The organism is Lysinibacillus sp. A1 (assembly GCF_000801965.1).
GTDB lineage: Bacteria > Bacillota > Bacilli > Bacillales_A > Planococcaceae > Lysinibacillus > Lysinibacillus fusiformis.
Genome location: NZ_JSZM01000012.1, coordinates 30760 through 57703 on the forward strand (window position 1 = coordinate 30760; position 26944 = coordinate 57703).

Consider the following 26944-nt stretch of genomic DNA (forward strand, 5'->3'; position numbering starts at 1 on the left):
TGACGACTTGTTAATTAAAGATATGACGATTACTAATAATCGTGGCGACTCGATAGTTTCCGGTCGTCACTTTTTTATTCGTGATGATTTTGCAATTAGTGGATTAGGTGCAAATGTGAATATGTCCGAGACTACTTCTGATGGAGCTCATTATCAATCGACCACTCTTTCTACACGTGATGTAGATGTACCTTTTTATATAAAAAAGACAAACGTAGAGCATTGGTGGATTGAGGAAAAGAGACAAGATATTTATCGCGTTTGTAATCCTAAATTTAATCCGATGAGAATTGATTTTTCAACAAATTCAGGAGATCAGTTTTATGTAAATGCCAATTTAAGTGCAGCCCCATTATTCAATCAAGGCAGAGCAAATGATAACAGTAGGTGGGTTACAGGATTACTCCAATTTATATCAAGTGATCCGTTTATTTATGAGGCAGCATCGCGAAAAGTAGATATAGCCCTTTGGGAGTCAAACTTAGAATTTCCTTTAGAAGTTGTAGAGGAAGGCATTGAAATCGGTTATCGTAATCCTTCTTTGATTGTAAACGTGGTAAATGAAGGTAGTGAATCATCTGGCATGTCTATACGATTTTTGGCATTGTCACAGGTTGTAAATCCCAAACTGCTTAATGTAACTACCTATGAAGCATTCAATCTAAAGTACACAATGCTTGCTGGTGATGTAATTGAGGTTTCCACTTACAAAGGAAAGCGTTCCATCACTTTGATTAGAAATAATGTAAAGACCAGTATCTTTAATGCTTTTGACTTCGGTACTTCCAAATTTCTTCAACTGGAACCCGGAGATAATTTACTCCGATATGATGCAACTAGTGGATTAGATTTTTTAGAAGTGTCCATTGAATTCACTCCGAAAAGGATAGGTGTATAGCAATGAAGGAACTGTATGTATTTAATTTAAACATTGAGCTTATCGGAGAAATTAGTGAATATAAGGAGCTTCAAATTGAACGTAATTATGATAAGGTAAGTCAGCTTATTTTACGCATTGCAAGCTCATCAGAAGCTATTGAATTGTTAAAGCATGACAACATTATAACAACACAGGATGATGTTAATTACGGCTTTATCATTGAGCACTTTGATTATACGGACGAGTCAGAAACAGAAATAGAAATTCATGCTTATTCACTTAATTACATGTTGTCTTGGAGATCGATTGATTTTCAACAGCGGTATGAGGGCAATGTGGAAGACCTAATCAAGTTTTTTATAAGAACCAATGCCATTTCTCCAAGTAATCCGAATAGAGTAATTCCAAATTTAAGACTGGCACCAAATAAAGGTATAAACATTAATGATGAATCGACAAAAACAGGTGGAGAAGTGATTGGCCATGTCCTTGAGATATGTAACAAACATGAGATGAGTATTGATATATTACTTAATCACCAGGATAAGAAATTTGATGTTGTTACTTGGCAAGGTGTTGACCGCAGCACTCAACAGGCTCTAAATCCGCATGTCATTTTTAGTAAAGAGTACGACAATATCATCAACCAAAAGTACATTCATAATAAAGTGGATTATAGATCGACAGCTATAGTGGCAGGCGAAGGTGAAGGTGTTGAACGAAAGCAAGTGGTTACTAATGACCACCTAAGTGGATTTAATCGACGTGAATTATATGTAGATGCGCGGGATTTGCAAAGCGAATATACAGATGACAACGACAACCAAAAAACGATGACTCCAGAAGAATATGATGAAGCTCTTCGAAAGCGAGGAGATGAAAAATTATCTGACTTCCAAATTATCGAAACATTTGAAAGCGAAGTAGATATGTATAGTCAATTTACGTACAACGTTGATTATAAGCTTGGTGATCGAGTAAGTGTACGAAATGATGAGATACAACGCATTTTGCATCCACGTGTTATTTCAGCCACTTTAACAAGTAATAAAGAAGGGATAACGCTTAGCATTAACTTTGGCAGTAATATCCCAACTATCTACGAAAAGATAAAAAAGAAGGTGAATAAGTAATGACGATATATAGTGGTATTTTCAACAGTGTCAACGGTGATCGGAAATACAATGCATGGTGGTTTGCCAAGTATTTTGCAACATTCATTGGTAATGGTGTATTCCCAAATCCATCCTCAAATCTTCAAGTAGCTGCATATCAGAATATGAAAGTAGTCGTTAAACCAGGAAGTGGCTGGATTGACGGCTATTTTATTTTTAGTGATGGAGATCATGTGGTGTCATTAGATGTTGCGGATGGTGTTTTAAAGCGTATTGACCGAGTTGTTATGCGCCTAAATCATTTAACTCGAAAGATAGAAATCGTAGTCAAAAAAGGTACATTTGCAAGTAATCCAGTTGCGCCAACACTGCAACGTGATGCGGACGCTTATGAGTTGGCCTTAGCTGATGTACTAATCAACAATGGGGTTACTCAAATTACACAGGCGAATATCACTGATCAAAGGTTAAATAGTGCTTTATGCGGTATCGTACATGGAACAGTAAATCAAGTTGATACCACTACAATTTTCAATCAATATCAAGCTTGGTTTAATGATGTAAAAGGTAGTGTTGCAGGAGAACTTGTCGCTTTTCAGGAGATACAAGAACAAGAATTTTTAACTTGGTTTGAATCCATTAAAGATATTCTAGAGGGTGATGTTGCTGCTAACTTAGCAGCTAGGATAGCCAATTTAGAGCAAGGGCTCGCTAACCATATAGCTGAAGTTTCACATATAAAGTGGATTGAAACCGTAGGAGGTACAGCAAATGCATTAATTGCTACTGATACCGAAATTACAAGTTATAAAAATGGCTTGGCTGTTTCATTCCCTGCTACCTCCAACAGTACAGCAGCCGTAACATTAAACATCAATGGATTAGGTGCTATCCCAATCAAAAAAGCTAATGGTACCGCATTTAGTAATGCAAAGGCTAACGGAGTATATACAGTTCGTTATCGTGCAGGGGCTTTTATCTTACAGGGTGAAGGAGGTGGAGGAAACGCACAACCTAACGAAGTGCTATCGGGGAAAACATTCACTAATGATAATGGTGAATCTACTGGAACGATGCAGAATAACTCAAATGCCATTATTACTCCACAAAGTACTGACATAACACTTACCGAGGGATATTACAAAAATGCCGTAGTAAAAGGTGTATTTACTGTCCCTGTCATAGCGGATTATGGATTCGAAGTTTTCAACCAAGGTTCTTATGTACAGACATCATCGTTAGCTTATACCCCTGTAATAAGAATGACGTGGCTAGCCGGAGATGGAACAATAAGACTCACTCATGGTATGTATGCTCAATATAACTATGCAATATATAGCCAAGTATATATCAATGGGGTAGCTGTCGGAATCGAACGACAGTCTAGTTCTACTGATATATATGAGTGGACACAAGATTTTAATGTTAAAAAAGGTGATGTAATTGAGATACGAGCAAGAGCGAATACCAATGCCATTGCTTATATTGTTAGAACAGCTATAAAAATCAGAAGTTTCTATTTAGTAAATCGCACAATGTAAAGGGGGAATAACATTGAAATACAGATTTCAATATCACACACCAGAAGAAAGAGAAAACCTTATTATAGGAAATAAAGACAAACGACTCGTTGGAGAAGAAAACATCACCGAAGGTAACTTCTTGATATTTGATGATATCGAAGAATTGATTGCTGTACCTCGACAACGAATCGAATCGTTAGAGACATCGCAAGCAGATCAAGATGAAATACTTATGCAATTAATGATAGGAGGTAATTAATTTGAGTGCTGTATACAATCTTTTTTTACGGAACTGGTGTAACTGTAGAGCAACAGAGGAACAAATTGATTTAGCAGTTACAAAGGAGTTATTAACCGAAGAAGAGGCTATCAAAATTAAAGCCACTGATCAAAATAACGAAAACAAGTAGACGCAGCATTAGCTAGCGTTATTTTTTATGTTTAAAAGAGGTGACTTAGTGCAAATATTAGTTGTTTTTCAAAAAGACACAAGACAAGTAATAGCTACATTTGAAATGAACACCTTTACTACAGAAGCGAATGTATTAGTAATTCCAGGAATAACATATCTAATTACCTTTAAAAGGGATATATTTTATACAGGTAAAGATAAAAAACTATATGTAAGAGAAGTTTAGATGTGCCTTCCACAGGATATTGTGGAGGGCTATTTTTATACAACAAGACCAAAGCAATGCACTGTGCCAAGCAGTGCTATTTTTATTTGTGAGGTGTTGACATGGATCAACGAATAGAAAGATTAGAAAGTGATATGACCGATGTGAAAACACGTCTTGCCGTAGCTGAATCAAATATCAAGGAAATTCGAGAGGATTTAGGCGGGATTAAAGACAATACAACATGGATATTAAGATTGTTAATTGGCGGTCTCGCAAGTGCAGTATTGGCTTTTATTATTAAAGGAGGACTGATGTAATATGAAAATCAACTGGAAAGTACGTCTTCAACATAAACAATTTTGGGTGTCATTAATCGCATTACTACTAGTGCTCGCTAATCAAACAGCGGGCATTTTTAATGTCGATATTACAATTTACAATGCACAAATCACAGCCATTTCAGAGACTGTATTAAGCATTTTAGGTTTACTTGGTATTATTATCGACCCGACTACCAAAGGTACCTCAGACAGCGAGCAAGCATTGAATTATCATAAGCCAAAGGGTGATGTGAAATGACAAGCATTACAACAACCTGCCGAGAGATTTCTGAACTATTACCAGCTGCACAAACAGCCTGTCGATTGCTATTCCAAGAGTGCTTTAAAGCTGGTATTAAGAACGTCTTTATTACTGAAACATATCGCTCACAGGAACGGCAGAAGTATCTTTATGCACAGGGGAGAACTCGACCAGGGCAAATTGTCACTTGGACACTAGACAGTAACCATAAGTCACGCTTAGCGTGGGATATTGCCGTTGGTCCTCCACAGGATTTATATGATGTAGCAACCCTAAGTCGAGTAGGCGCTATTGCACGTAAGCTAGGCATCACATGGGGTGGAGATTGGACAGGTAATATTGATCGTCCTCATTTCGAGGTTAAGCCAAATTGGATTATGCCGAAGGGGTACAAAATCGAAGGGCAAGTGATTATTCCAACCAATAGTAAATACCAGGTGCAATTAATTGTGGAAGGCAATACAACTAAACCAATCGCAAAGGATGATGATAAAATGTTGTTCACTAATGAAACAACTAAAGCTGCTGTACGTGACTACATTAAACAAGCAGTGGATAAAAAGAAAATTGATAAGTCGTGGCTTGATAAATTCGACCAAGGCACGATGACAAGTGGTGATTTTGAGGGATTAAAAATTATAATCTCCCAACGATAAAACAAATGCCTGTTACCTAAATTGGTAATGGGCTTTTTTTATTTCCACAAATTAATGCTTGTCAAAACAAAAACGTTTGTTCTAAAATAATACAAACAAATGTTCTTATCGGGAGGATGGAGTTGTATGTTGAATCCTGAACAACGGCGGCTATTTCATAAATTTTTAATTCTAGAAATGGCAGTTCAATCATTGCAACGTGATTTCTCAGTAATTGAAAATTTGAAGATGAGTAAAGTTTATTTACCAATCCTTGATAAGTTATTAAAAGACATATCCCATGATTATTACGATTCAAAAAGATTATTGGCGAAAGAGAAAATAAGGTTATTTAAAGTAGAAAAGATTGACGAATATTTTAGTGACGTTCATATAGCTACGGCAGGAAATGATGTAGTACTACGCTACGCTAATATGGCTCTTAAAACGCAAGTAGAAAAATTATTAATCAGTTACCAAAATAATGACCAGGCGCTCAATTGAATGTGAGTACCTGGTCAATTTTTTATTCATCATACGGTCTATATTTAGCATTCAAAACTTTTGCTGCTTCTTTTCTAGCTTCCACATCTTCACGTAAAAACATTCGATCGCGCGGTAACTCTTTGATAGGAGTTAGCTTTCCACGTTTTACAAGTGAATTTAAGGACTGTCTAGAAATTTGCAATTCCTCCAACACTTCTGATGATGTTAGGATCTCCGTTTGAACTAATTTTATAAATTCTTCTTTGCTATTGAAAGAGTAGTTTTTCGACATTGGATGATACCACCTAGTTAAATTATTTTTTCCTCATTGTAACAACTGTTGCGCCAATAATTAAGAGTGCTGCAACTGTGAGGATTAAAGTTAAAGTCGTCATGAAATCACTTCTCCTTTTTCATTTTGATTGTATACTATCTGCAAATCATTTATATTTAGTGTGAAGGCTAAGGGTGCTAGCCTTAACCTTCGTTTTTAAATTTTGTTTTGGACGCTACTTCTTTGAAGTGGTGTCTTTTTCTTTTTCATCAAGTGCTTTCGCTTTCTGGTTGTTTAACTTTGCTGTTTGGAAGTTAATGATTGCGATTGCTAAGTTGACAAATGCTGTGATTGCTACTACTCTTTCAAGTTCCATTATTGTTACCTCCTTTCTATACTCTTATTATACTATACCTACATACTCAAGTAAATAGATATTAAAGATTTATTTTCCTATTTCGTTAAAAATTTTCAATAAAAAAAGCCACTCATTTGAGTGACTAATTTTTGAAAATAATATTATTTTAATGCTTCGTCCATTGAATTTTTAAACTTCTCAAATTCGGCATCTTTCATATCGCCATTCATTTGTATTAAAAACAGACCATTTGCATGTGTGTGTGAGTAAAGTAAAGGAGACTCTTTACCTAATTCATCGTAATATGATTTTGCTTTTTCTAATCCCTTTTTATCTTTGAACATAAATAAACGACCACCCGCATCTTCTCCAAGTGACGGAACTAAAATACGTTTACCTTCTTTACGTGTGTCCCCGAATTCTTTATTTTCTAAATCAGAAACATCTCCTATGTCTAATCCATCATCTTTAAACGACTGTATAACATCGTTTGTTGTAACTGAAGCTTCTTTGCTGTTACTGCCGCATGCTGCCAAAGTAAGTACAGATAGCAGCACAATAAATGTTAATAACTTTTTCATAAATAATTCCTCCCTCTATATTTCCATTTTAGGAAATATGGTAGTGAAAGTACATACAAAAAAACAGACAACCTTATTTAGTTATCTGTTACTTAATCTCAAACATTTCATTCAAATCGGTAATTTCTAGAGCTTGTAGAACTTTGGTGATGTGTTCACGGTTAATTGAGGTTCTTCTATTAGTAGCGAGTTCACTAATTACTGTACGTGTTAATCCTGTCTTTTCTGCTAATTCCACTTGTGACATTCCTCGTTCATTTAACACTTCTTTTAATTTAACTTTCAGTTCCATGATTTCACCTCTTTAATTATATTCTCCTTAAATCCCATTATACACAAATCCATAAATTTAATAAATAATTTTTATTAAATACTTGAATTATTAAATTTAATAATTTATACTCAAATCAACAAATAATGAAATTTAATAATTTTATTTATGCATGGAAATGAGGTGAAAAACAAATGGCATTCGAATACCTAGCACAATACATAACATTCGATTCAGTAGCAGATATGGATAAGAGTGTGGAGGACCACATGGCTGTTCACTATTACGACTTAACGGAATCAGAACGAGCAATCGTATTTAAACTGGCATCACACAGCTTAGAACACACGGGTGTATGCCACTTAAAAGCGAGTACTATTGCTGCAGCATTAGAGATAAGCACGAAGACGGTTTATCGATCAATGAAGAAACTAACAGAGTTAGGCATCATCGAAAAAGTGCCAAGTACTAAATTAAACGGCATTAAAGGGGCTAGTATTTATCGCATTTTACCTTATGTCCCATCGAGCGTGTCCCAACGAGAGACAGTCGATGAAGCTAGTAATGACGAGGTTTGCCCTCCACAATTTCAGAATCAAGCATCTAAATCTTTTAATCTTTTAAGTTCTAAACAAGCAAATAATATTATGAGCCTTGGCAATGAATTAGCTTTGCAAGCTGAAAAGAAAAAGGAATACATGAACGGGTACCAAGTGATGCTATTCGACTTCATGTATAGCTTGCCACTAGCTGACAACTTGAAAGATGAGTTGCACAAAGTTGTATTAGCTGCACAGGTTCAAAATGCACCTGACTTTATAAAAGCTAAGAACGTGCTATTTAAAATTGCTATGGACATTAAAGAAGGTGTTTTGACAGTTACAAGTACATTAAGAGCTATATTTATAGGGGCATATGCGAAGGCTGTAGAGCGTTCTGGTATGAAGCCTAATAAATCATCATCTATAGAAGAAACTTCAAACAGGGGACGTCCTATCCCTTTCTATAACTGGTTAAACGAGCAGGATAGTCGTTCAGAAATATGTAATAGACCAAATTTAGAAAACTGGCTTGAATGGTAATCGCTATGAACTAGGGGAAAGGGGTTTAGTCTCGAGTTCGTTCATAGCGATTTCCCCCTTACATCTATTACTGTTTACTTATATTGTAAATTTTAAACCTCAAAAAGGATCACTCCTATAAAGAAGTGACCAAAAGATAAAAGGTGTGTAATTGAGCGAAAAATAGTAAGAGGAATCAACCTTAATACTATCTTATTCAATTCTTTAATCCCGATATAGGCTAATGATTTTATGGAAGGTCAGGTAAGTTTTGCGCTGATTACTATGCCCACTTGTATACCCAATGCTGTGCCTGATTGAATGCCACCCGAGTATTGAAGTGGGCATATATGAAATTCAGTTGTATCAATGGTTGGTACTGCATTTAAGAATGCCCGATACAAGCAACTCTTACTACGTAAGAGAACCGTGACGCTGACAAAAATGAAGAAAGGATGAAAGTGTGCTTTTTGAAATACTAACAACTTCGCTGATGGGGGGAATTGCGTTAAAAGCTTTCTCAAAGAGTAGGGGAATGTCCTCTAATGATAGTGGGAAGATCCAGAGGATAATGTCACTCGCTGGATTAAACGTTCGAGATGGCAAGGATACTTTGACAACTCAACTTGTAAAAAAGAAACAGTATGAATGGGGATGGGAATACAAATTCAGGATCCCCCTTGGACGTTCGTTCACTGATTATGAAGCCAAGCAGCATGTCTTTGAGGATGGGCTGAATAACCGTAGAAAGAATATTACCTTTAATGATTTACGACAACTGGATTTAAACAGAGACATTCTCCAGCAACTTCAACAATTGTGGAAGGCAAAGCTATCGGAACAAAAGGAAATTGAATTGTCTTATGATGGCCTATTAATCGTGAGAGTGTACGACAAACCATTAGCTAAAGAAGTGTCATTCACTACGGGAAAAGGTTGGAGAGTGCCTGTAGGCGTTACTAGGGCTATGAATGAGTTTAAGTATCATGACTTTGAAATGGTGCCACATGTAGTGTTAGGTGGTGCGACTCGATATGGGAAGAGTAACTTCATCAATTCTGCAATTTGCAGTCTTATTCATGCTGAACCAGAGCACACAAACCTATTTTTAATCGATCTAAAAGGTGGTGTGGAACTATGCGACTATGAAAATATTAAACAAACGATTTCGATTGCATACGAGCCGTATGAGGCCCTCCACACTTTACAGATGGCCTATGAAAAGATGCGTGATATACAACGTGATTTAAAAAGATTAGGTAAGAAGAACGTACAACAGGCAGGAATAAAAGAACGTTATTTCGTAGTCATTGACGAGGTAGGCGAATTGAATGCAGCAGAAGCAGTGACCAAGGAAGAGAAACGCTTAAAATTAGAGTGCCAGACGCTTATGTCGCAAATAGCGAGGCTAGGCGCTGGACTTGGATTCCGTTTAGTTGTATCCACTCAGTATCCAACTGGGGACGTCATCCCTAGACAGATTAAACAAAATGCAGATGCCAAGCTATGTTTTAGAGTGCAATCAGGAGTAGCTTCAAGGGTTGTACTGGATGCAGAGGGAGCAGAGGCGTTACCAATGGTCAAAGGCCGCGCAATTTACCAAACGGCTGATAAAAGAGAAATACTTCAAACACCACTAATCACACCACAAATTATCCACGATACTATTCAACCTCATATTGTTGCGAAAGGGGAGCGCGTTGAAGAAACAGCTATCCAACCGAGACGAACAGATACTGTTACTTTTGAAGAAGTTTGATTTTATGACGCGTGATCAACTTAGTCAATACTTTAACCTTGGAAAAAAACGTAATACAAATAAGGTCCTCCACAATTTATCTAGTTATCTATCATCCATTCGGGATGGCTACGAAACGATTTATTACCTCAACAATTTAGGCCGCCTTTACGTTGATTGTGAAAAGGTACGCAAGAAAGGTGGCCGTGTACAACATACCATCATGCGTAATGAGTTCTGGCTATTCTATAAGTGTCCTACAGACTGGAAGAATGAAGTCAAAATAAACGATGGGACCACTTCAATCATTGTGGATGGCATGTTTACACGAAACGGATTTAAGCACTTTTTAGAAGTCGATAACCTTCAAACAATGAAGGAGAACCGTGAGAAGATTAAACGTTATAAAGAGCTCATGTCAGTCGTTGTAAATCAATTAGGTTATTATCCAACACTTGTATGGCTTACTACAACAGAATTGCGTAGACAGCAACTAGAAGCATCCTGTGGAGGGCTAAAGGTTAAGGTTTATACATTTGAAGAAATCAGAGGGGGAATGTAGATGTTTAAGAAACGTATTAGAACCGAGGTTGTACCTGCTAATGAGTACACAGATTATAGTGATCGATTCGAAGGTGATGAAAAGTATGCAACATTAAGGCATGTAGCACTGGCTGCATCAGTTCCAACATTAGCAGCCATTGGCACAGGACTATTCATGTTCAACAAATTCAATAACACTTATTCCTCCACAGCTATACCTGTAAGCGCACCAGTACAACAAGTAATAGAACCAGTAGCACAAATACCATCCGCAATATCCACAATCCCTGTTAATACAATAGCTCAACCTACCGGAATTATTGCTGATAAGTCGTTAGAAATATTGGCAACTGCTTTAGATCCTATTGTTCAAATATTAGTAGCCATTAGTTTTCCTATTGCTTCGGTGATCATGGTAGGGGCATGCTTCTTTTTCATGCTTGGTAACTCCGAAAAAGCTTGGGGTATGATTATGAACGCTGGTCTTGGATATGTCCTGATAAACCTTAGCCCACTATTTCTGCAAATTTTAAAGCAAATAGGTGAAGCTATTTAAATAGGAAAAGACCACCTTATTGTTTAGGGTGGTCTTGTAGTATTCAGTCTTCATAACTTGTCATTTGTGGGGCAGGAAAAACGGAGTTGCTTTTTCCAACTGTTCATGATGCATTAAAGCGGGGTTTACGTGTTTGTATTGCCACGCCGCGCACGGATGTAGTATTAGAGCTATATCCACGCTTTCAACAAGTGTTCCCTGAGACAATCATTCATGCATTATATGGTGGTGTAACAAAACAAAATGGTTATGCCCAACTTGTTATAGTAACGACCCATCAGCTCTACCGATTTGAAAGTGCATTTGATGTCATGATCGTAGATGAGGCAGATGCTTTTCCATATACTATAGATGAAACTCTACAAAGAGCAGTGACAAAGGCTAAAAAGAAAGAGGCACCTATCGTATTTGTTACAGCAACGCCATCACAGAATTTACTCAATGCCTTCCAACATAAAAGCTATTCCTTCATCCCCAAACGTTTTCACAATCATCCATTACCAGTTCCTCAGTTTTGTGCTTTATGGGGTTACAACAAAAGCTTCAAACAAGGAAAAATCCCTAAAAAGTTAATAAAATGGACGGAAGAACGCCTTGAACGAAAGGAACCGTTCTTACTATTTTTCCCTACAATCGCCCTCATGCATAAAGCAGCGCCTCTATTTCAGCTAGTAAATGAAAATATCCTCGCTGTGCATGCAGAAGATCCGGATCGGAAAGAGAAAGTTGAGATGCTCCGAAATAATGAAGTACCTGGACTTTTAACGACCACCATATTAGAGAGAGGTATCACCATTAGTAATGTGCAGGTGGCAGTTATTGGGGCAGAATCCTCCATATTTACCGCAAGTGCACTGATTCAAATTGCTGGACGAGTCGGACGAAATAATCAATATCCAAATGGGGACATCGTATTCTTTCATCATGGCATCACGACAGAGATGGATGAGGCATGTGCGAAAATCCTCTTTTATAATAAGAAAGGATTTCCCGTATGAATAAAACAGAATCGCATTGCTTAATATGCTCACAGCTATTAAAAGCCTCAGTTACTTGGAAATCGTTATTAATAAAGCAATTTACTCCAACTATATGTACAAGATGCACTGCTCGCTTTGAGCAATCACAGTCTGTTACAGCACTCTATCAATATAATGAGGCCATGAAAGACTATTTACACCAATTTAAATTTCTACAAGATGTAGCTTTGGCAAAAGTATTCCGGCAGGAGCTGTATGCCCGTTTCAATAAAGAAAAGGCGATGATTCTACCGATTCCTATGCATCCCATCAAACAACAGGAGCGTACCTTCTCACATACTAATGAATTATTAAAGGCAGCAGATATACCTTATATTCAGTTGCTCGAAAAGACCACAACAGAAACACAAGGTTCCAAAAATAGAGAACAGCGCTTACGTGCAGCTCCGCTATTTCGATTAAAGGAGGGCGCAAATGTAGAGCATAAAGATTACCTTCTATTTGACGATATAAAAACTACAGGAACTACATTACAGCATGCTGCAGATGTTTTAATGCGAGCAGGTGCAAAAAATGTCCAATACTTCACATTAATTGAAGGATGAATTTCCCAATGTATTATGTATAATAGATGAAGAGTTTAGTATGCGTAGATAAGATATTTTGCTAGAGGAGGAAAAGTAGATGGCAGAGGTTCGAAATTGTCCAAAATGTAATGAGTTTTTTAATTATACAGGGGTACGGGAAGTTTGTCATAAATGTGCACAATCAGAAGAAGAACTGTATCAAATCGTATATCGCTTCCTACGTAAACGTGAGAACCGTGCTGCAACAGTGGAGCGTATTGTAGAAGCGACGGGAGCAGAGGAAGAGCTATTATATAAATGGGTGCGTAAAGGTCGCTTGCAACCAGCGATGTTTCCTAACTTAGGCTACCCATGTGATAACTGTGGTCATCTGACGACGACAGGCAAGCTTTGCACAAAATGTCAGGATGAATTAAAAGCCGATTTACGTACTTTTGAAGCGGCTAAGGAATTCCGTGATAGTGTAGAGCAACGCGATCGTGTCACATATCACGCAGACCGAAAACGTTAATAATTGAAGGTGTGTTAATTTTAAACAAAATTAGCACACTTTTTTATATGTGAAAACTTAACATTATGTGAGACAATCCGAAATAATAGTAAGATAAGATTTTTAGACGGGGGGTTACAAGATGAAAATTACATCTTATGGAATTAACGCAGTGAACGCATATAAAAACCAGGTGCGCAATGTTAAATCCGATACAAACAAAACATCTTTTGCAGATAAAATCGAAATTTCAAAAGCTGCTCAAGACATGAAAAGCGTTTCAACCTACAATACGGAGCGAGCTGACCGTGTTCAACAGCTAAAAAAAGACATTGATTCTGGAGAATACAAAGTAGATGCTCGTAAAGTAGCTGAGGATATGCTGAAATATTATCGTTTCTAGGGTATAGCAGAAAGGGTGTATAGCGAAATGTCTGTAGAAGCGATTAATTCTACATTAATGATGCTAGAGAGAATGCATAAAAGCTTACTTGAACTAGCCTTCAAAAAAACAGAGATCATTAAAGCTGGCGATATCGAAGCGCTAGACCAATTGCTCAAGGATGAGCAGGCACACGTAGCGGCCATCGATAAGCTCGAACAACAGCGTCAGAAACAGGTAACGGACTACCTTGAAGCAAAGGGACTTGCTTCATCTGACAAAACAACTGTTGCGGACGTCATCGAGGCTGCTGAACAACAAACGGACAAAGCAACATTATCAGTAGTTCGCGATCGCTTATTGCAAATTATCAATGACCTACGCACACAAAATGACTTAAATCAAAAGCTCGTGTTCCAGTCACTACAGATCGTCAACCTAACATTAGATGCCGTCAGACCTCGTACAGAGCAAATGAACTACTCTAGCAACGAGGTTCTCGGCACAAATAACATAGCAAAAAAATCATATTTCGATTCACAAGCCTAACAAAGGAGGAAGAAACATGCGCTCAACATTTATGGGGCTAGAAGCAAGTAAACGTGGCCTCTTCGTACAACAAACAGCTTTATACACAACAGGACATAATATTTCCAACGCCAACACATTAGGCTACTCACGCCAACGAGTAAACATGCAGGCAACACCTGGTTTTCCAACTGCCGGTTTAAACCAACCAACTTATCCAGGACATCTTGGTACTGGGGTGGAGGCAAGTTCGATTCAACGTATTCGCAGTGAATTTATCGACCGCCAATATCGTCAAGAAACGAATAAGTTAGGTTACTGGGAATCTAGAACAAATGCCATTGCCCAAATGGAGGATGTTATGAATGAACCTTCGGAATTTGGTTTAGATAAGGCTTTTGAACAGTTCTGGAAGGGACTTGAAGATTTGGGGACAAAGCCTGCAGATGGGGCTTCTCGTCAAGTAGCCATTAGTCGTGCGGAGCACTTAGCTGAATCCTTTAATTATCTTGATAAACAATTAAAAATGATTCAAGGTAATCTTGGAAATGAACTTAATGTTTCCACAACGCAAATTAATACCATTCTAAAGCAAATTGCTGCTGTTAATAAACAGATTCAAGAGGTTGAACCAAGTGGACATGTACCAAATGATCTATATGATGTTCGTGATACGTTAGTCGATAAATTAAATGAATATATTCCGGTATCAATTGAACGTATACCTTCTGGTGGTTTAGCGTCAGAGGTTGCAGAGGGCAGCTTAAAAATTACATTTAAAGGCGCAGATGGGGTTGTTAGAGATCTAGTAAACGGTAAAGATTTTGCTCAATTTACAGCAATGGGTACGAATGGTACGAAGGTGACAGGCGACGATATTACAAATTCTTTCTCTGAATTACAATTAACAGGATTGGAATCTTTAGATGCGCATGAAGCAGGTGCTGTCACTAGTACACAAACTGCCATTAAACAGCAAGACTTTGAAGCATCAAAAGGGAAATTACTTTCACTCATTAATTCGTTTGGTTATCAAAGTGCAGGCGGCGATATTAAAGGATACTACTCGGAAACTTTACAAAAACTAGATCAACTGGCTAATGCATTTATTAAAGAATTCAATGCGCAACATGCAAAAGGATATACCCTTGAAGAAAAAGATGCGAATGGAAACATCATCAATGCTTCGAAGCCAGGTGGCGTTTTCTTTGAAGGAACTGGTGCAGGTGGAATTAAGGTTAATGAGGATATCTTAAAAAATCCTAATCTTTTAGCAGCATCGTCTAACCCGACAGAAGAAGGAAATGGTAAAAATGCTTATGAACTTGCCAATATGCAGCATAAATTATATGCAGATATAGATAATGCAAGCTTACAATCATTCTATCAAGCGATTGTCGGTAAAGTTGGTGTAGATGGTGAAGAAGCATTACGTTTAGCGGCCTCGTCTGAATCCCAACTTCAAATGGTGTTCAAAAGCCGTGATTCTGTAAGTGCTGTTTCGTTAGATGAAGAAATGACAAATATGATTACTTTCCAACAGGCGTATAATGCAAATGCACGTATGATTACGGTTGTCGATGAAACATTGGATAAAATTATTAACGGTATGGGCCGAGTAGGTTTATAACGATAGAAAAGAGTAATGGGTAATTAATGGAGACAACTTCTCCAACTGACAAGAAGGAGGTTTTTTACAACATGCGTGTAACACAATCTATGCTATCAAGTAACATGCTACGTAATTTAAATAACAGCTATGGTAAAATGTCTAAGCTCCAAGATCAAATCAATTCTGGTTCAAAGATCACTCGTCCATCTGATGACCCAGTAGTTGCAGTAAAAGGAATGGGCTATCGCCGAGATTTAGCTAAAGTAGAACAATATACTCGTAATATGATTACGGCAGGAAGCTGGTTAGATTCGACAGATGAATCTCTAAATCAGGTTGGCGAGCAGATGAAGCGAGTTCGTGAATTGGTTATTCAAGCAGCTAACGATACAAACACCCCTGAAGAACGTGAAAAAGCTAAAATGGAAATTGATCAAATTCGCCAACAAATTCAGGATGTGGGCAATACGAACATTGGTGGTAGTTACATATTTAGTGGAACAAATACAAATCAGCCACTGTTTATTCGTGGAGGAAGTGGTAAAGAAATTGATCCAACAATAAACAATAACGCAGTGAATATTGAAATATATGATGGTATTCAAATTCCCGTTAATACACCAGGTAAGGATTTATTTAAAGATCTAGATGATATGATGGGTAAAATATCAGATTTACTGGGAGATTCAACAAAAACAGGTGAGGAAATTTCTGATATGCTTGGAGGTGTATCATCATCTACGACAGACGATGATATTACAGCGTTGCATAATAAAGTTTTAGCAGCACAAGCTGATATTGGTGCTCGCCAAAATCGTGTTGAAATGATGGAAAATCGTCTAGGTATCCGTGAAGTTAACGTTACAAAACAACTGAGGGATAATGAATCTGTGGATTATTCAAAAGCTATCACTGAAATGGTGACACATGAGTCTATTCATCAGGCTGCACTTTCTGTAGGCTCTAAAATTATTCAACAAACACTAGTGGATTTTATCCGCTAATATAATTAAAGCGTTTGGACACTTTGTTCAGACGCTTTTCTTAAAGGAGAAATGTTAATGAGACTCCCGCAAATCCAAATACGGACAACAGATACAATAATAGATTTGAACATTGCTAAACCCCAACAATATATTGAACAGCCCAAAGCCACGCAGCATATTGAACAACCAGCTGCTATTTTAGATATAAATACAACGAGAAGTATTTTGAAGATTGACTCTTCACAGGCAAGAAGAGATATAGGGATGATTGGCCCTTTGGAATCAAGTGCCAATTACGCAGAAAAGGGTAAACAAGTGGCATTAGAAGGAATGGCCCGTAGAGCAAGAGAGGGACGTCAAATGATGGATAGCGCTGGTAAAGACCAAGGACGTACGACAATTCAAAATATTGCTAAACAAAATCATGGCTCACATCGGGCTCAATTCAATATAAAATTTGTTCCATCAATAGGATCTGTGAAAATCGACTATACACCAGGTAAGACCGATGTCAATATTCAGCGTAAAGAGCCAATAATTGACACAAAGGTGAACAAACCAATTCATGAATACACACCAGGAAAAGTAACTGGTACAATGATACAAAGACCAGATGTGGACATTGATGTCATTATTTAAAGGAGTGCAAGAAAAACATGAGAATTGCTACCAAATTTTTAGGAGAAGTTGAGATTGTTGAACAGGACATCCTTACGTTTGAACATGGTTTACTAGGATTAGAGGAGGAGAGAGAATTTGTATTGTTACCAATCGATGCTGACCTTCCACTTTCATTACTGCAATCTGTTCAGCATGGAGAAATTGGCTTTGTTGTAGCCTACCCCTTTGCATTCAAACAAGATTATAGCTTTGATATTAGCGAAGAAGATCGCGAGCAGTTACAAATTGATAAACAAGAAGATGTTCTTCCATATGCCATTGTAACAATGAAAGAGACATTCCAAGATTCCACTATTAACTTATTAGCACCCGTTATTTTAAATATAGAAAAAAAACGAGGGAAGCAAATTGTCCTTCAAGATAATAAAGCCTTTCCATTACGTTATCCAATGCAACCATTGGAAGGAAGTGCGAAATAATGCTGGTACTTTCACGTAAAAAAGATGAGTCTATTATGGTAGGCGACCAAATCGAAATAAAAATTCTAGCAGTAGAAGGTGACCAAATCAAACTAGGAATTGTTGCCCCGAAAACGGTAAAAGTACATCGCTCAGAAGTTTTTGAAGCAATCCAGGCACAAAATAAAGAAGCACTTTTTTCTTCAGCAAATTTTTTAGAACAGCTAAAGAAAAAATAGAATTTTATTAAATAAAAACTTCGAATCTATTACATAAAAAAACTTTTTAAAAAACTTTTAAAAAACTATTAAACTTTTCCAACTACTAACGATATATAGATTGTAGGGTAAGGGAGTACATATATACAACCTAAACCGACAATATTCCACACGGACGTGGAGTAACAAAAACAAACATTCAAGGAGGAATTCCAAATGAGAATTCAACACAACATTTCAGCTTTAAACACACACCGTAACCTAGCTTTCAACAACACTGAAGCTTCAAAAAACCTTGAGAAATTATCTTCAGGTTACAAAATCAACCGTGCTGGCGATGACGCTGCTGGTTTAGCAATCTCTGAAAAAATGCGCGGACAAATCCGTGGTCTTGATATGGCAACTAAAAACTCTCAAGACTCAATCTCTTTAATCCAAACTGCAGAAGGTGCACTTAACGAAACACATGCAATCCTACAACGTATGCGTGAATTAGCAGTTCAGTCTCGTAACGATACTAACGATGAACCTACTAATGACCGTTCTAACTTAAATGATGAAGTAAAGCAACTTCAAGAAGAAATCTCACGTATTGCTAACCAAACTGAGTTTAACAATAAAAAGTTACTTAATGGTTCACAGGCAACAACTGGTCTAACTTTCCAAATTGGAGCGAATACAGGCCAAACTATTAACCTTAAAATTGCTACAATGACATCAACTAAATTAGGTGTTTCTGCTGCAGATTTAGATGTTGCAACTGGTGGAGCTGCTTCTAAAGCAATTGCTACTCTTGATACTGCTATTAATACAGTTTCTAAAACTCGTTCTGGATTAGGTGCCGTACAAAACCGTTTAGAACACACAATCAATAACTTAGGAGCTGCTTCTGAAAACTTAACAGCTGCAGAATCTCGTATCCGTGATACTGATATGGCAAAAGAAATGATGGGCTTCACTAAAAACAACATTTTAATGCAAGCTGCTCAATCTATGTTAGCTCAAGCTAACCAACAACCACAAGGTGTTTTACAATTATTACAATAATTGATGTAAATATCTTCAAATAAAACAACCAGTCAGCGATTTTATTCGCTGGCTGGTTGTTTTAATTTTGAGATAATAACAATCCATGTAAATGTGGTAGTATAACTTTCTAAATACGCTTAGGAAATTGGAAATAAAATAGAATATTTTCATTACATAATCAAAATCGTTGGAGCATTATGTATCAATTTAAATACTAATTTTAGTATACAAACTTGATATATCATTCTTCTCGTCGATAAATAATATATAAGAGGTGAGAGCTTATGGACATAGTTAATATTGAAGAATCTAGAGTGAAATTGCCAACAATTAAATATAGAGGAGTTTATTTGCATAGTAAATACAATCCACAGAAAGAGGCTGTAGGTTTTATTGAAAAGAAATACAAACCAGCTAATATACAAATATTAATAGGTTACGGTTTAGGATATATCTACAATGAATTAGATAATAAAAAAACCTCACAAGAAAAAATAATAGTAATTGACCCTTTAATTAGTATATTGGGGAAATCGGACGATTTGAAAGATTTAATACTTTTAGATGAAATAGATGAAATCTCGATAAGAAAATTTTTTAATGAACATATTTCAGTTATAGATAACCTAAATATAATCATTTCTATCAATTATGATAAGGTATTAAATGAAGATTTAAAATTAATTCTCTCTATACTGGAAGAAAAAGTTAAATCTAATGATATTGTGGAAAATACACTACAGTTTTTTTCGAGTCAATGGCATGAAAATTATATAAAAAATTTAAAATTTGCTGCAAAAGATAATCCTATTGCTCAATTTAAAAAAAGTTTTACTTGTCCTATAATAGTAGCTTCGGGAGGACCATCTCTAACAAAACAGATACCTTTATTAAAAAAATATAGAAATAGATTTATTTTGATTGCAGCTGGAACTACTATTAATTCTTTACTAATCAACGATTTGAAACCTGATTTTGCTGTATCAGTTGATGGTGGAGATATAAATTATAAGCATTTCGAAAAATTACATATTGAAGATTTTCCGTTAATTTATTGTCCAACTATACATTATGGTATACGTGAAAAATTTAAGGAAGGATATTATTTTTTACCATTAATAGAATCTAAATTAATGAACCATTATAAACGCTTTTCAAAAAAACAGGTAGATATAATAATGGATGGAAGTTCAGTTGCAAATAATGCTTATAACTTAGCTCTAATGATGACTACTGGACCTGTAGCGTTGATAGGACAGGACTTAGCCTATACAAATGGTTTAACACATGCAGATGGGAATCTAAACCAAAAAAATATTCAAGATAATCCTAGAAGATTAATAGAAAGAGAAGGATACTTTGGTGATACAGTATTAACTGATAATGTTTTTTTACAAATGAGAGATGTTTTTGAAGCAATTTTACAATCCTTTGGCGCTCATAAAAGATCTTATAATTGCACTGAAGGGGGTTTGAAAATTAATTTATTTAATCAAATTCCGTTTGCTGACTTTTTAGATGAATATGCAAAAATATCAGTTCCACCTCCAATAAAAAATACTAGGAGTATGCCAATATATACTCAAGAATTAAAGAAGGAGTTATCCAATGATATTTATCATATTAAAGAACTAATTAAATTATTTGAGAAAGCAATTACCTTGTTAGAAAATAACCATTCAAAAACAGAATATGAAGTTCATACGATAAACAAGTTAGACAAAATTGACAATAAAATTCAGACTTTACTTAAATTTACTAGCCTAGAATTTGCTTTCAATTTAATTAACTTAAGGTTATTTAAATATTTTAAAATAGATGAGTCTCTTGATAGAAAGCAGAAATTTAAAGTTTCATTTGAACAGAATGAATATATGTATGGTGAAATGCTAAATGTATCAAAGAATTCATTAAAATTAATAGAAAAAGAAATAGAATATATCAAATAGGGGATATTGAAATGGAAGAAGTAATTAAAGAAACAATGGAAAGTTATGATAGTTATATTGATAGATTAGGACCAGGCACTGAATTTATTATTAAGCAAATTCACAATGAACAATATCAAGAAGCTAAACAAAATTTAATAAATTTATTAGAAGGCTTAATGTGGCTAGTAGAAGTAAACAATAAATTAAGTCAATTAAATTATGTTACTTCTCTGGATACTAATAAATTGAATAGCTTATCAGAAGATATACTTGAAGCTATTTCGAAAAATGATTTTAATTTGTGTGCTGACATTTTAGAATATGAACTTATAGATTTAACAAGTACATTAATAAAGTATAGTAATAATTAGGGAGTAATGTTATGTATAATATACACGGAAAAACGATCCTAGTAACAGGTGGTACAGGTTCTTTTGGTAAAAAGTTTATCAGAAAAGCACTTACATTAGGAGTAAAAAAAATTATAGTTTTCAGTCGTGATGAACTGAAGCAATATGAAATGAAACAAGAATTCCAGGATGGGCGCATTCGCTTTTTTATTGGTGATGTGCGGGATAAAGACCGCCTATATCGTGCCTTTGATGGTGTGGATATTGTCATCCACGCAGCTGCTATGAAGCATGTAGATGCATGTGAGTATAACCCTTTTGAGGCTGTAAAGACAAACATTCATGGTGCGCAAAACATTATCGAGGCAGCAATTGACCGTGGAGTTGAGAAGGTAATTGCACTTTCAACAGATAAGGCTTGTAGCCCAGTTAATTTATATGGTGCGACAAAATTAGCATCTGATAAATTATTCGTCGCCGCTAATGCTTATGTGGGAGAAAAGAAAACACGATTTGCAGTTGTACGATATGGTAACGTAGTAGGGAGTCGTGGTAGTGTAGTACCATTCTTTAAAAAGATTAAAGATACAGGTAAACTACCTATTACAGATGAGCGTATGACACGTTTTTGGATTACTCTTGATCAGGGAGTACAATTTGTATTAGATAATTTAGAACGAATGTATGGTGGAGAAATTTTTGTACCGAAGATTCCAAGTATGAAAGTTACAGATTTAGCAAAAGCAATTGGCCCTGAATGTGAAATAGAAGTAATTGGAATCCGTCCGGGTGAGAAACTTCATGAAGCAATGATTATGGAAGATGATGCTCGTCATACATTAGAATTTGATGATTACTACGTTATCCAACCTGAGCTTGCTTGGTTTAGCCAAGAGCAATTAAATGCGGGTAAAGCCTTACCTGATGGATTTGCTTATACTAGTGATAATAATACAGAGTGGTTAACGGTTGAGCAGCTAAGACAATTAATTTAAAAAAATATAAAAGAGTTGATGGAAATGAGAATAGTAGCTATTGTGCAAGCAAGGATGGGTTCTACAAGATTACCAGGTAAGGTGTTAAAAGAAGTGAATGGTAAACCTCTTTTAGCCTATCAAATAGAAAGAATGAAAAAAGCAACTCTAATTGATCAATTGGTAATAGCAACAACACCTTACGGTAATGACAAAATTGTTAATTTATGCAATGAATTAGATGTTGATTATTTTATCGGATCAGAGAGTGATGTTTTAGCTCGTTATTACGAAGCCGCCACTAAATATAATGCTGATATAGTAGTAAGAATAACATCTGACTGTCCATTAATAGACCCAATAATTATTGATAACATTATCCAAATGTATATAGATAGTAGTGAGTACGATTATGTATCGAATACTCAATTGAGAACATTCCCTAGAGGTATGGATACTGAAGTTTTTTCAATGAAGATTTTAACAGAGGCATTTATGAACGCACGTTTAGACTATGAAAGAGAGCATGTGACTCCTTATTTTTATTTAAATCCAAGTAAATTTAATATTGGTCAATATGCTTTAGAGAAAGAAGGTTTTAGTCATTTACGTCTAACTGTAGATACTCCAGAAGATTTAGAACTAATAACAATATTAATTAAAGATTTGTACGCAAGAAATCCAGATTTTGATTTAAATATGGTCCTAGAGAAATTAACAAAAGAACCAGCGCTCATAAAAATAAATGAACATATTGAGCAAAAAAAATTAGGTGAGTAGCAATTGAAATATTTAATAATCGGTTCAAATGGAATGCTTGGTAGAATGTTAGTCCATGTTCTAAACAAAAAGAATCAGGAAGTAGTAACTGCTGCTAGAACGAATGCTGATTTTCAAATAGATTTACTTGAAGATGTAGAAAAATTAGTAACTTTCATTCGTAAAGAACAACCGGATGTAGTTATTAACACTGCTGCTATTATAAATTTACTAGAGTGTGAAAACAACCCTGAACAAGCTTATTTAATAAACAGTAGACTTCCAGCGTTATTAGCTGATGTGTGTGATAAATCAAATAGTTATTATATACAAATTTCAACAGATCATTATTATGTAGGTGGTAATAAAAATGTTCATAATGAAGATGACAGTGTTCAATTGTTGAATGAATATGCTCGTACTAAATATATAGGTGAAATCTTGACAAATATTCATAAGAAAACATTAATAGTTAGAACAAATATAGTCGGTTTTAAAGGACAAAAAGGAAAACCAACTTTTATTGAGTGGATATTAAATTCATTAGAAGAAAATAGAAAAATTCCTGCATTTACTGATTTTTATACATCGAGTATTGATGTGGAACGTTTTTCTGAAATTTTATATGAGCTAATTCTAAAACAAATAACCGGGGTAGTTAATATAGCTACTTCGGATGTAGTTTCAAAATATGAATTTATTACAGAAATTGCTGAAAAATTAGGAAAAAAGCATTTAGTATATGAAGAGACGCTCCAAAATTTAAGGCAGGAAGTGGAGAGAGCTGATTCATTGGGCTTAGATATACAAAAGTTAGCTAAATTATTAGGAAAAGATATAATTCCAACATCAAATGAAGTAATAGATTGGGTTATAAAACGTTATAAAGAAGGTGTTTTATATGAATTATCTAAGTGAAATAACAATCTGTGGTAAATCTATCTCTATAAATAATCCAACTTATTTTATAGCTGATATCGCATCCAATCATGATGCAGATTTGGGAAGAGCTAAGGAGCTAATTTGGCTTTGCAAAGAAGCTGGAGCAGATGCGGTAAAATTTCAGCATTTCAAAGCTGAAAAAATTGTAAGTGACTACGGTTTCCAACATCTAAAGCAGTCAAGCCATCAAGCAAAGTGGGAAAAAAGTGTTTTTGACGTTTTCAAGGATTATGAACTAAAGCGCGATTGGAATTTTGAATTAAAAAAAGAAGCAGATTTAGCAGGGATTGATTTTTTTACAACGCCATATGATATTGAAGCAGTAGAAGAAATTGATGCTTTGGTAGAAGTATATAAAATTGGTTCAGGTGATATTACGTGGATCGACTTTATTCAACATATAGCCAAGAAAAATAAACCTATTCTTCTTGCAACTGGCGCATCTAATTTTACAGACGTACAACGTTCAGTAGAAGAAATTATAAAATACAATGATAAGGTCATATTAATGCAATGTAATACTAATTACACAGGTGATATTGAAAACTTTAAATACATAAATTTAAATGTTTTAAGAACATATAATATAATGTACCCGAATATGATTTTAGGATTGTCTGATCATACTCCGGGCCATGCAACTGTTCTAGGAGCTATTACTTTAGGTGCAAGGGTCATAGAAAAACATTTTACAGATGATAACAATAGAAAAGGTCCAGATCATCCTTTTTCTATGAACCCTAATACATGGAGAGATATGGTCTGTTATGCTAGAGAACTTGAGAATTCATTAGGTAATGGAGTAAAAATCGTTGAGAAAAATGAACAAGAAACATCGATTGTTCAACGTAGAGGAATCTATTTAAATAAAGATAAAAAACAGGGGGATATTATTTTCACTGAAGATCTTGAATTTTTACGACCAGCTCCTGATAATATTTATTTTCCATATGAAAAAAGCCTAGTAATTGGTCAAGTTTTAAAGGTTAATAAACATGCAGGACAGCCAGTTTATCGAGGTGATATGAATGTTGAAAGGTAATTTAGTAGGACTGCGAGCGATTGAGAAAACCGATTTGACTCAACTACTTCAATGGCGTAATATTCCTGAGTTTCGACGTTTTTTTCGAGAGTATCGTGAATTAAGTAACGAAAATCAGCTACTCTGGTTTGAAAAATATGTGATGGATGACCCAAATACTATAATGTTTGCTATTGTTGAACTAGCAACAGAAAAATTAATAGGTGCATGTGGTCTTTGTTATATTGATTGGGTTAATCGAAATGCAGATTTCAGTATTTATATCGGAAAGAATAATCTTTATATTGATGCTTCATTAGCAATTGAGGCTGCGCAATTAATGGAGAAGTATGGATTTGAAGAGCTGAATCTACATAGACTATGGGCAGAAATTTATTCAATTGATGAAGCGAAGATAAAATTTTTTAATGAGCTTGAATTTACTCAAGAGGGTCTATTTAAAGAGACCCATTGGACAGAAGGTAAATGGGTAGATTCAATATATTTTGGGAAGATTAGGTGAATTTAATGTATAAAAAATACGGCAAAAGCTTAGGTGATATTTTAGATATAAAAAATAATTTTATTTCTAAAAATTTTGATTTATATAATGAAAATATGCAGCTAGCTTCAGTAGCATTAGCTCAACCAAAACGTGAAAAATGTAAAAATTGTGATAAGGAATTAAAAAATGAAGTAAGTTTTGTTAAACAAGGTATAGGATATAAATTTTGTGAAAATTGCAATCATCTTAATGGAGATTTTGAAGATACAGAGTATTTTGCAAAGGCAGTATACGTAGATGAAGTAACTGACTATTCTAAATATTATTCCGAAGAATCTTTAATAGCATGGGAATCTCGAGTAGAAAAGATATATAATCCTAAGGCAAGTTTCTTGTCCGAATGTTTAGATAATGATTTTGATTTAGAAAATGATGAAGTTATTGATATTGGAGCAGGATCAGGATACTTTATAAAAGCGCTACTAAATTCAAGTTTTAAGAATGTAAGGGGATATGAAGTATCTCATAACCAGGTAAAATTAGCTAATTCAATGTTAAATGACGATTTAGTTAAAGAGGTAGGGATAAACGATTTAGTATCCGTAATATCTAATACAAGGGCTGAAATAGTTTCCATGATTGGTGTTCTTGAACATTTAACAAATCCGAGAGAGATATTGAAAGCTATATCAGAAAATCCACATATTAAATACTATTATATATCTGTGCCACTGTTTTCATTTTCAGTATTTTTCGAAATTATGAAAGATAATATGTTTAATCGCCATTTAGCTGGTGGACACACTCATTTATATACGAATGAATCCATAGAATATTTTTGTAATGAATTCAATTTATCTATAAAAGGACAATGGCAATTTGGTGCTGATGCTATGGATTTATATAGAATGGCATTAGTTACATTGGAAGAAAAGAATGTAAGCAAAGATTTAGTCGAAATGTTTTCAAAAAAATATCTACATAGTATAGATGAAATACAATTATCCTTAGATAAGACTGACTTTTCTTCAGAGGTACATGTATTAATGAAAAAGAGTTTTGAAAAGTGATTTTTATGAAAAAAAATACTAGTGAGGCTTAATTACATTTTTTCATATTCTCGAAAACGAGGAAGTGTTTCTGATGGAACAAGCTGAAATGAAGTCGCTGTAAGAAAAGATAGTTCCAGCTTGATTAGTTATGGGAAAAGCTATGGTTAACAGAAAAAACGCCTCATTAAATCATCGTCGAGCAGTTTATGCATCCGAAGATATAGCAGTTGATCAATTTACAAAGGAAAAATTGTTCGACCTGCTTACTTTTTGGAGCCAAAATAATCTCTTCAAAA

Annotated in this window: 36 protein-coding genes and 1 pseudogene; 33 read left to right on the plus strand and 4 right to left on the minus strand. The window is 35.2% G+C overall.

All coding sequences use genetic code 11. The features are described from left to right. Positions 1-7: 7 nt before the first annotated feature. The 10 genes from PI85_RS09685 to PI85_RS09725 all read left to right on the plus strand — a co-directional run bounded on the left by PI85_RS09685 (position 8) and on the right by PI85_RS09725 (position 5859). The gene (locus PI85_RS09685) at positions 8-898 is read left to right on the plus strand and encodes a phage tail family protein (RefSeq protein WP_052323513.1); all 891 of its coding nucleotides are present in this window, start codon (positions 8-10) and stop codon (positions 896-898) included. Between the two features lie 2 nt (positions 899-900). Then, positions 901-2013, plus strand: a complete 1113-nt coding sequence (locus PI85_RS09690; RefSeq protein WP_036123252.1) for a siphovirus ReqiPepy6 Gp37-like family protein — start codon at positions 901-903, stop codon at positions 2011-2013. Next, positions 2013-3536, plus strand: a complete 1524-nt coding sequence (locus PI85_RS24860) for a hypothetical protein (protein ID WP_052323514.1) — start codon at positions 2013-2015, stop codon at positions 3534-3536. Before PI85_RS09690 ends, PI85_RS24860 begins: the two co-directional genes overlap by 1 nt. 13 nt (positions 3537-3549) lie before the next feature. Then, on the plus strand, positions 3550-3777 hold the full coding sequence (locus PI85_RS09700; protein ID WP_036123255.1) for a hypothetical protein: 228 nt from the start codon (positions 3550-3552) through the stop codon (positions 3775-3777). A 1-nt stretch (position 3778) separates the two neighbouring features. Next, positions 3779-3928, plus strand: a complete 150-nt coding sequence (locus tag PI85_RS24430) for a hypothetical protein (protein WP_158499498.1) — start codon at positions 3779-3781, stop codon at positions 3926-3928. 48 nt (positions 3929-3976) lie between these two features. Next, a complete protein-coding gene (locus PI85_RS09705; RefSeq protein ID WP_036123258.1) occupies positions 3977-4156 on the plus strand; it encodes a hypothetical protein in 180 nt (59 codons plus the stop codon). A gap of 101 nt (positions 4157-4257) precedes the next feature. Next, the gene (locus tag PI85_RS09710) at positions 4258-4455 is read left to right on the plus strand and encodes a hemolysin XhlA family protein (RefSeq protein WP_036123261.1); all 198 of its coding nucleotides are present in this window, start codon (positions 4258-4260) and stop codon (positions 4453-4455) included. A gap of 1 nt (position 4456) precedes the next feature. Further along, positions 4457-4717, plus strand: a complete 261-nt coding sequence (locus PI85_RS09715) for a phage holin (protein WP_036123263.1) — start codon at positions 4457-4459, stop codon at positions 4715-4717. Beyond that, positions 4714-5376 carry a M15 family metallopeptidase gene (locus PI85_RS09720; RefSeq protein ID WP_036123264.1) on the plus strand — a complete coding sequence of 221 codons (663 nt, stop codon included), beginning with the start codon at positions 4714-4716 and terminating at the stop codon, positions 5374-5376. The genes PI85_RS09715 and PI85_RS09720 overlap by 4 nt, the downstream gene beginning before the upstream one ends. A gap of 126 nt (positions 5377-5502) precedes the next feature. Further along, positions 5503-5859: a hypothetical protein gene (locus PI85_RS09725; RefSeq protein WP_036123267.1), complete on the plus strand. Its 357-nt coding sequence runs from the start codon at positions 5503-5505 to the stop codon at positions 5857-5859. 22 nt (positions 5860-5881) lie between these two features. On the opposite strand, the gene PI85_RS09730 is transcribed toward PI85_RS09725, so the two are convergent. The 4 genes from PI85_RS09730 to PI85_RS09740 form a co-directional block, all read right to left on the minus strand. Next, positions 5882-6133 (minus strand): AlpA family transcriptional regulator, encoded by a 252-nt coding sequence (locus tag PI85_RS09730; protein WP_036123270.1) that lies wholly within the window; start codon positions 6131-6133, stop codon positions 5882-5884. A gap of 217 nt (positions 6134-6350) precedes the next feature. Beyond that, entirely contained in the window at positions 6351-6491 is a 141-nt protein-coding gene (locus PI85_RS24435) for a hypothetical protein (RefSeq protein WP_158499497.1), read from the minus strand. A gap of 143 nt (positions 6492-6634) precedes the next feature. After that, positions 6635-7054, minus strand: a complete 420-nt coding sequence (locus PI85_RS09735) for a hypothetical protein (protein WP_036123273.1) — start codon at positions 7052-7054, stop codon at positions 6635-6637. 88 nt (positions 7055-7142) lie between these two features. Then, on the minus strand, positions 7143-7346 hold the full coding sequence (locus PI85_RS09740) for a helix-turn-helix transcriptional regulator (RefSeq protein ID WP_036123276.1): 204 nt from the start codon (positions 7344-7346) through the stop codon (positions 7143-7145). 173 nt (positions 7347-7519) lie between these two features. Between PI85_RS09740 and PI85_RS09745 the strand changes: the two genes are divergently transcribed. From PI85_RS09745 to PI85_RS09855, 23 genes and pseudogenes are all read left to right on the plus strand, one after another. Then, positions 7520-8407, plus strand: a complete 888-nt coding sequence (locus tag PI85_RS09745) for a helix-turn-helix domain-containing protein (RefSeq protein WP_036123279.1) — start codon at positions 7520-7522, stop codon at positions 8405-8407. A gap of 550 nt (positions 8408-8957) precedes the next feature. Further along, positions 8958-10145: an FtsK/SpoIIIE domain-containing protein gene (locus PI85_RS09750; protein WP_082011572.1), complete on the plus strand. Its 1188-nt coding sequence runs from the start codon at positions 8958-8960 to the stop codon at positions 10143-10145. 4 nt (positions 10146-10149) lie between these two features. Further along, positions 10150-10686 carry a replication-relaxation family protein gene (locus PI85_RS09755; protein ID WP_042737484.1) on the plus strand — a complete coding sequence of 179 codons (537 nt, stop codon included), beginning with the start codon at positions 10150-10152 and terminating at the stop codon, positions 10684-10686. After that, complete coding sequence (locus PI85_RS09760) at positions 10687-11223, plus strand: hypothetical protein (protein ID WP_036123287.1); 537 nt, start codon at positions 10687-10689, stop codon at positions 11221-11223. A 62-nt stretch (positions 11224-11285) separates the two neighbouring features. Then, positions 11286-12221, plus strand: a pseudogene (locus PI85_RS09765) (DEAD/DEAH box helicase); the annotation flags it as partial. Next, positions 12218-12808, plus strand: coding sequence for a ComF family protein (locus PI85_RS09770; RefSeq protein ID WP_036123289.1), 591 nt, complete (start codon positions 12218-12220; stop codon positions 12806-12808). The pseudogene PI85_RS09765 and the gene PI85_RS09770, both read left to right, overlap by 4 nt. A 79-nt stretch (positions 12809-12887) precedes the next feature. Continuing rightward, on the plus strand, positions 12888-13301 hold the full coding sequence (locus PI85_RS09775) for a TIGR03826 family flagellar region protein (RefSeq protein WP_008178864.1): 414 nt from the start codon (positions 12888-12890) through the stop codon (positions 13299-13301). 121 nt (positions 13302-13422) lie between these two features. After that, the gene (flgM, locus tag PI85_RS09780; protein WP_036123292.1) at positions 13423-13683 is read left to right on the plus strand and encodes a flagellar biosynthesis anti-sigma factor FlgM; all 261 of its coding nucleotides are present in this window, start codon (positions 13423-13425) and stop codon (positions 13681-13683) included. A 27-nt stretch (positions 13684-13710) separates the two neighbouring features. Then, positions 13711-14211: a flagellar protein FlgN gene (locus PI85_RS09785; RefSeq protein WP_008178860.1), complete on the plus strand. Its 501-nt coding sequence runs from the start codon at positions 13711-13713 to the stop codon at positions 14209-14211. A gap of 16 nt (positions 14212-14227) precedes the next feature. After that, positions 14228-15820 carry a flagellar hook-associated protein FlgK gene (gene flgK / locus PI85_RS09790; protein WP_036123295.1) on the plus strand — a complete coding sequence of 531 codons (1593 nt, stop codon included), beginning with the start codon at positions 14228-14230 and terminating at the stop codon, positions 15818-15820. Between the two features lie 71 nt (positions 15821-15891). Then, entirely contained in the window at positions 15892-16806 is a 915-nt protein-coding gene (gene flgL / locus PI85_RS09795) for a flagellar hook-associated protein FlgL (protein ID WP_036123298.1), read from the plus strand. 57 nt (positions 16807-16863) lie between these two features. Further along, the gene (locus PI85_RS09800) at positions 16864-17427 is read left to right on the plus strand and encodes a DUF6470 family protein (RefSeq protein WP_036123301.1); all 564 of its coding nucleotides are present in this window, start codon (positions 16864-16866) and stop codon (positions 17425-17427) included. 17 nt (positions 17428-17444) lie between these two features. Then, positions 17445-17888 carry a flagellar assembly protein FliW gene (gene fliW / locus PI85_RS09805; protein ID WP_036123304.1) on the plus strand — a complete coding sequence of 148 codons (444 nt, stop codon included), beginning with the start codon at positions 17445-17447 and terminating at the stop codon, positions 17886-17888. Then, positions 17888-18106: a carbon storage regulator CsrA gene (gene csrA, locus PI85_RS09810; RefSeq protein ID WP_036123306.1), complete on the plus strand. Its 219-nt coding sequence runs from the start codon at positions 17888-17890 to the stop codon at positions 18104-18106. Before fliW ends, csrA begins: the two co-directional genes overlap by 1 nt. Positions 18107-18301: 195 nt before the next feature. Beyond that, positions 18302-19132 (plus strand): flagellin Hag, encoded by an 831-nt coding sequence (hag, locus tag PI85_RS09815; RefSeq protein WP_036123308.1) that lies wholly within the window; start codon positions 18302-18304, stop codon positions 19130-19132. Positions 19133-19398: 266 nt separating this feature from the next. Beyond that, complete coding sequence (locus tag PI85_RS09820; RefSeq protein WP_036123311.1) at positions 19399-21063, plus strand: motility associated factor glycosyltransferase family protein; 1665 nt, start codon at positions 19399-19401, stop codon at positions 21061-21063. A gap of 11 nt (positions 21064-21074) precedes the next feature. Then, the gene (locus PI85_RS09825) at positions 21075-21416 is read left to right on the plus strand and encodes a hypothetical protein (RefSeq protein ID WP_036123314.1); all 342 of its coding nucleotides are present in this window, start codon (positions 21075-21077) and stop codon (positions 21414-21416) included. A gap of 11 nt (positions 21417-21427) precedes the next feature. Next, positions 21428-22390, plus strand: coding sequence for a UDP-N-acetylglucosamine 4,6-dehydratase (inverting) (gene pseB / locus PI85_RS09830; protein WP_036123317.1), 963 nt, complete (start codon positions 21428-21430; stop codon positions 22388-22390). Between the two features lie 24 nt (positions 22391-22414). Beyond that, positions 22415-23149, plus strand: a complete 735-nt coding sequence (locus PI85_RS09835; RefSeq protein WP_036123320.1) for a cytidylyltransferase domain-containing protein — start codon at positions 22415-22417, stop codon at positions 23147-23149. Positions 23150-23152: 3 nt separating this feature from the next. Next, positions 23153-24046 carry an SDR family oxidoreductase gene (locus tag PI85_RS09840; RefSeq protein ID WP_036123324.1) on the plus strand — a complete coding sequence of 298 codons (894 nt, stop codon included), beginning with the start codon at positions 23153-23155 and terminating at the stop codon, positions 24044-24046. Continuing rightward, positions 24030-25112, plus strand: coding sequence for an N-acetylneuraminate synthase family protein (locus tag PI85_RS09845; RefSeq protein ID WP_036123328.1), 1083 nt, complete (start codon positions 24030-24032; stop codon positions 25110-25112). The genes PI85_RS09840 and PI85_RS09845 overlap by 17 nt, the downstream gene beginning before the upstream one ends. After that, positions 25099-25614: a GNAT family N-acetyltransferase gene (locus PI85_RS09850; protein WP_036123331.1), complete on the plus strand. Its 516-nt coding sequence runs from the start codon at positions 25099-25101 to the stop codon at positions 25612-25614. Before PI85_RS09845 ends, PI85_RS09850 begins: the two co-directional genes overlap by 14 nt. A gap of 5 nt (positions 25615-25619) precedes the next feature. Continuing rightward, the gene (locus tag PI85_RS09855; protein WP_036123334.1) at positions 25620-26666 is read left to right on the plus strand and encodes a class I SAM-dependent methyltransferase; all 1047 of its coding nucleotides are present in this window, start codon (positions 25620-25622) and stop codon (positions 26664-26666) included. Positions 26667-26944 lie beyond the last annotated feature (278 nt).